Source organism: Marinobacter sp. (assembly GCF_014859525.1).
Lineage (GTDB): Bacteria > Pseudomonadota > Gammaproteobacteria > Pseudomonadales > Oleiphilaceae > Marinobacter.
This window is the reverse complement of the sequence record NZ_JACUUB010000128.1, coordinates 1-4,661: the sequence shown is the minus strand read 5'-3', so window position 1 is coordinate 4,661 and position 4,661 is coordinate 1. Positions and strand designations below refer to the sequence as shown.

General features: G+C 61.7%; 4 protein-coding genes. 2 read left to right on the top strand and 2 right to left on the bottom strand.

Going from position 1 to position 4,661, the window contains the following annotated elements:
• The coding region (locus IBX51_RS14400) for a hypothetical protein (RefSeq protein WP_291831994.1) at positions 1-191 on the top strand (191 nt) is incomplete at its 5' end.
• 48 nt (positions 192-239) lie between these two features.
• Here IBX51_RS14400 and IBX51_RS14395 read toward each other — a convergent pair.
• Together IBX51_RS14395 and IBX51_RS14390 are read right to left on the bottom strand one after the other, a co-directional pair.
• Positions 240-1,898: an acetolactate synthase large subunit gene (locus IBX51_RS14395; protein WP_291831993.1), complete on the bottom strand. Its 1,659-nt coding sequence runs from the start codon at positions 1,896-1,898 to the stop codon at positions 240-242.
• A 61-nt stretch (positions 1,899-1,959) separates the two neighbouring features.
• Positions 1,960-3,573, bottom strand: coding sequence for an FAD-binding dehydrogenase (locus IBX51_RS14390; RefSeq protein ID WP_291831992.1), 1,614 nt, complete (start codon positions 3,571-3,573; stop codon positions 1,960-1,962).
• 90 nt (positions 3,574-3,663) lie between these two features.
• Here IBX51_RS14390 and IBX51_RS14385 point away from each other — a divergent pair.
• Positions 3,664-4,661, top strand: a 998-nt coding sequence (locus IBX51_RS14385) for an AraC family transcriptional regulator (protein WP_291831991.1), incomplete at its 3' end; no start/stop codon positions are given.

The window sequence follows — 4,661 nt, the reverse complement described above, 5'->3', positions numbered from 1 at the left end:
ACCGGCCTAAAATTTCCGACATGGTATTACCCTCTGTCGCGCCCCTCGCGGGCGCGTGGATTGAAACCATGGCCTGCATCCGAGCCTCAGTAGCGGCCTGTGTCGCGCCCCTCGCGGGCGTGTGGATTGAAACTGTAGCGTCGCCAGCGCCAGCGCCTCGGCCTGGTGTCGCGCCCCTCGCGGGCCCTTAGGGGGCTGAACCTGAAAAAGTTGTGGTAGATGTTTGAATAACTCGCACCTCAGGGCGCAATCTTCCTCTTCAAAGCCTTGCTCAGCGGCTGTGGCAGGCTCGGCAAGGTCCGCAGCAGCCAGGGCAGAACCTTTCTTTTCACGCCATTCAAAGATTCCGGCACCACCGCTTCAATCAGGTGGGGGCCGGGCATATCCCGGGCGTACTCCATCGCTTTGAGCAGTTCTTCCGTGGTCTGAACCCGCACGCCGTGCACGCCCATGCTTTGGGCTAGCTGGGCGTAGAGGGTAACCGGGCCGCTGATGTCCAGCTGCGACTTCGCCTTGGCGCCTGCCTCTTCAGCGCCCACCCGTTCCAGCTCTACGTTCAGGATAGAGTAGGACGCATTGTTGAAGATGATGGTCGTCACGTTCAGGTTTTCCCGAGCCATGGTCCACAAAGCCTGGATGGTGTACATCGCCGTGCCATCGCCGATCAGGGCATAGACCGGGCGATCCGGGCAGGCGATGGCTGCGCCAACCGAGTTGGGCAGGCCTTGGCCAATTGCACCTCCAGTGAGCGTAAGCATGTCGTGCCGGGGGGCGCCGGCGGTCAGGGCATTGAGCATCAGGCCGGAGGTGATGGATTCGTCCACGATGATGCTGTTTTCGGGCATCAAGTGGCCCAGCGCTTTGCATACCTTTTCAGCGGTAAGCTTGCCGCGGGGGCGGCCCGGACGAGCGCTGGCTTGCAACTTTGGTTCAGCGCTGGCCGCCCCGAGCGCATCGGCCAGCTTGTTGAGGCTGGCGGTTGCGTCTTGTTCCGGCGTTGCCAAGGTATTCACGTTGCAGGTCTGTGGCACCAGATAACTTTTTTTACCCGGGTACGCGAAGAAAGACACGGGCGGCTTGGCGTCTACCAGAATCAGATTTTCATATTCGGACAATTGCAGTGTCGCCAGTTCCGCGAGGTAGGCGATGCGTTCAACCGCTGGCAGGCCAGCGCCCCGTTCGATGCGAGTTGGAAAGGTTTCGGCGAACAGTTTGATGCCGTTGTGGGCGGACAGTTTGGCAGCGGCCAGCAGGCTTGATTCACGCAGGGCGCGGCCACCCAGCAAGATGGCGGTTTTTTTGCCTGTGCGCACGGCATCGGCCACGGTTTGTATGGTCGCGTCATCGGCCACCGAAGGCGTTGCCGGAGCGGGCATGGTGCAGGGTGTTCCGCCTTCACCCCAGGATACGTCAGCGGGAAGGATCAGGGTGGCGACCTGGCCGGGCAAACCGCGGGCGGCGGTGATGGCATCGACGGCGTCCTGGCACAGCGCTTCGGTGCTTTGTGACGTGCGAACAAAGTTGGGTGACACGTTACGGGCAACTGTTTCAATATCCGACTGCAGCTGCGCATCGTATTTCACGTGGTAGGTGGCGTGGTCGCCCACAATGTTGACTACCGGCACCTTGCCTTTGCGAGCGTTGTGCAGGTTGGCCAGACCATTGCCCAGGCCGCAGCCCAGGTGCAGCAGAGTGGCGGCGGGTTTGTCGGCCATCCGGGCGTAACCATCGGCGGCGCCGGTAGCCACACCTTCAAACAGCGCGAGTACCGCCCGCATTTTGGGTTCGCTGTCCAGCGCCGCGACAAAATGCATTTCACTGGTGCCGGGATTGGTAAAGCAGACTTCAACGCCGGCCTCTACCAGGGTTTTCATCAATGCTTGAGCGCCGTTGGTCATTGTTGTTCTCCAGCTTGGGTCAATGTGTGTGTTTTGCAGGTCCAGGTGGATCGCGCTGATGTCAGCCTCCGTTGGTGATGGAACGGGCGGCCGCCCGGGCAGTCAGAATGCAACCAGGCAGGAAGGTGCCTTCCAGTGATCGCTTGCCGTTGCTGCCTCCACCACCAAAACCGGCCGCTTCGCCCACGCAGTAAAGGCCTCGGACGGGCTGGCCGCTGGCATCCAGCACCCGGCTTTGCAGATCGGTGCGCAGGCCGCCCAGGCTCTTGCGGGTGGTCAGTTGCATGTGAATGGCAATGAACGGCCCGGCACCGGGCTTCTGCAGCGGCGCCGGTTTGCAGGTGCGCAGCCGGTCCGGCCCCCATTGGCGGGCATGGCGAATCATGCGGATTTGCGGGTCGTTGTTCAGCTGGCTGCCTTTGCTGAAATTGGCATCGAAGGCATCGGCGGTGGCTTTTAGAGTGGCAGCGTCAATGTCCAGGGAGCAGGTCAGGGCGTTCATTTTCTTCGCCAGCCCTTCCAGGGTGTCATCCACCAGGAAGTGACGGCTTTCGTTCTGCATCTGGTCTATCAGCGGTTTGTTGCCCAGCAGCAGTTCTTTCAGGAACAGGGGGAATTGCTTGTCGCGGATGCGGGCGTTGTGTTCAGCACCGGAGATGGCAAATTCTTTCAGGGCGATACGCCGGTTCAGCAGGTGCCAGGTCCAGGGTTGTTCCTGTTCCGCCACTCGCTGGCACAGCCAGTGGGTATCGAAGCCGGTCACCAGGGGCTCCGGCCCAATGCGCTCGCCCCGATGGTTCAGCCAGAGCGCAGATTTACACGGAATGGTAGACAGGCCATGGCCCGGGAAATGTGGGTAGGGGTGGGGAAAGCCTGCCGCGTAGTTCCACATTTCGCCGGCGTGGGTAATGCGCGCGCCCAGGTGATCTTTGGCCCAGTGGTGCAGTTTGCCATCGGCAAACGGGTGGGCACCATTGAGCATGGTGGCCGGTTGCGGGCGATGTTTGGGCCAGTTGGCACGGCATTCGGCGTGGCTGCCGTTGATGCCGCCCATGGCCAGCACCACACTGGGGGCCTCAAACCGGACCTCTTCGCCGGTTTCCTCGTTTATGGCAATGGCGCCGCAGACCTCACCCGCCTGATGGTCCAGCCCGGTGATCCGGTGGCGGTGGTGAATGGTGAGGCGGCCGCTGGCGTTGGCCTCTTGCAGGGCGCTAATCATGCAGCGCACCAATTCCCGGGAGGTGCCCCAGGTAATGTGGTAGCGGGGCACACTATTGCCATCGCCAAACCGGCCACGCTCTACCCAGTTCACCGCCGGCATGAACTTAATGCCCTCTTTGGCGAGCCAGTCGTGCACGTCTGAGCGGGAATGTTCAACGTAATAGCGGGCCCACTGCATGGGCCATTCGTCATTAGGGTCCAGCTCACCAAAACGCAGCCAGTCCTGCAGGGCCAGTTCCGGGGAATCGGCAATGCCCATCCGCCGCTGCAGAGGGGTGTCGATCAGCATCATGCCGCCAAAGGCCCACAACGCCAGGCCGCCAAAGCGTTCGGGGGTGTCCCGGTCAACGATGGTAACGGTCTTGCCTGCCCGCAGGGCTTCGAGGGCGGTAACCATGCCTGCCAGGCCGCCGCCGGCAATCAGGATGTCTGAGCAATCAGGTTTTGCCATGGCGCATGTCCAATATGTGTTCTTGGTTTTGTTATTACAGACCATATAACGCTATCATCGGATCTGAATTGACTTTAGAGGCCACGATAATTGACTTTAGAAGCCACCGTATCCATGGGGTGGGTCAACACCGTGATCGATGCCGCTCGCCGTCTGGGGGTTGGGGACACCGTGTTGCTCGAAACTGCGGGCCTGCCAGCACAGGCACTGGCCTGGGAGCGCTGGCCCATTGATTTCATTACCCGGCTCTGGCACGCCGCCGAGCGCTGTACCCACGATCCGGGGTTTGGCCTGAAGGTGGGAGCGGGCGTGCGCCCGGCCAGCATTGATGCGGTCAGTTTTGCCATGCAGAGCGCGGCCACGCTGCGCGAAGCCATTACCCTGGTGCAGAAGTATCAGCGGTTGATCTCCGACGGCGGGCGCTTTCAGATGTTACCCGGTAGCCGGGGTACCTGGATTGTCTACCATCCCCGGCAGGGCCGGCTGGCATTCAACCCTCATCAGATTGAGGCGGTGCTGTCGGCGGTGGTGAGCCTGACAGACTGGATAGCGGGGTCGGCGGTGCGGCCGGTGCCGGTGCGTGTGCAGTTCAGCCAAGCTCAGTTGGGGCCGGTTCGCGGTTATCGGGAGGTGTTTGGGTGCCCGGTAGATTTTGAGCAGGCATTCAGCGGGCTGCTGGTGAGTAATGAGGTGCTGGACAACCCTCTGCCACAGGCAGATCCGGCTCTCGCCCAGGTGCATCAACAATACAGTGCGGGGCGCCTGGCAGCTTTGGAAAAGGGCGCGGTGTCGGCAGAGGATCTGCGGCAATGGCTTTTGGCCCGTATTGGACCATCTCTACCCCGCCGGGTAGAAGCGGCCAGTATGCTGGGTATCAGCGAACGCACTCTGGCGCGCAGGCTGGAGGCCCAGGGTTATACGTTCAATAGCTTGTTGGATGAGGTGCGCCAGGCGCTGGCTCTGGCGGCTGTGCGGGAGTCCCACCGGTCCCTGGCGGATATTGCATTATCTCTCGGATTCGCGGAGCCCAGTACCTTCTACCGGGCCTTCCACCGTTGGACGGGTATGCCCCCGGCGCGCTGGCGCCG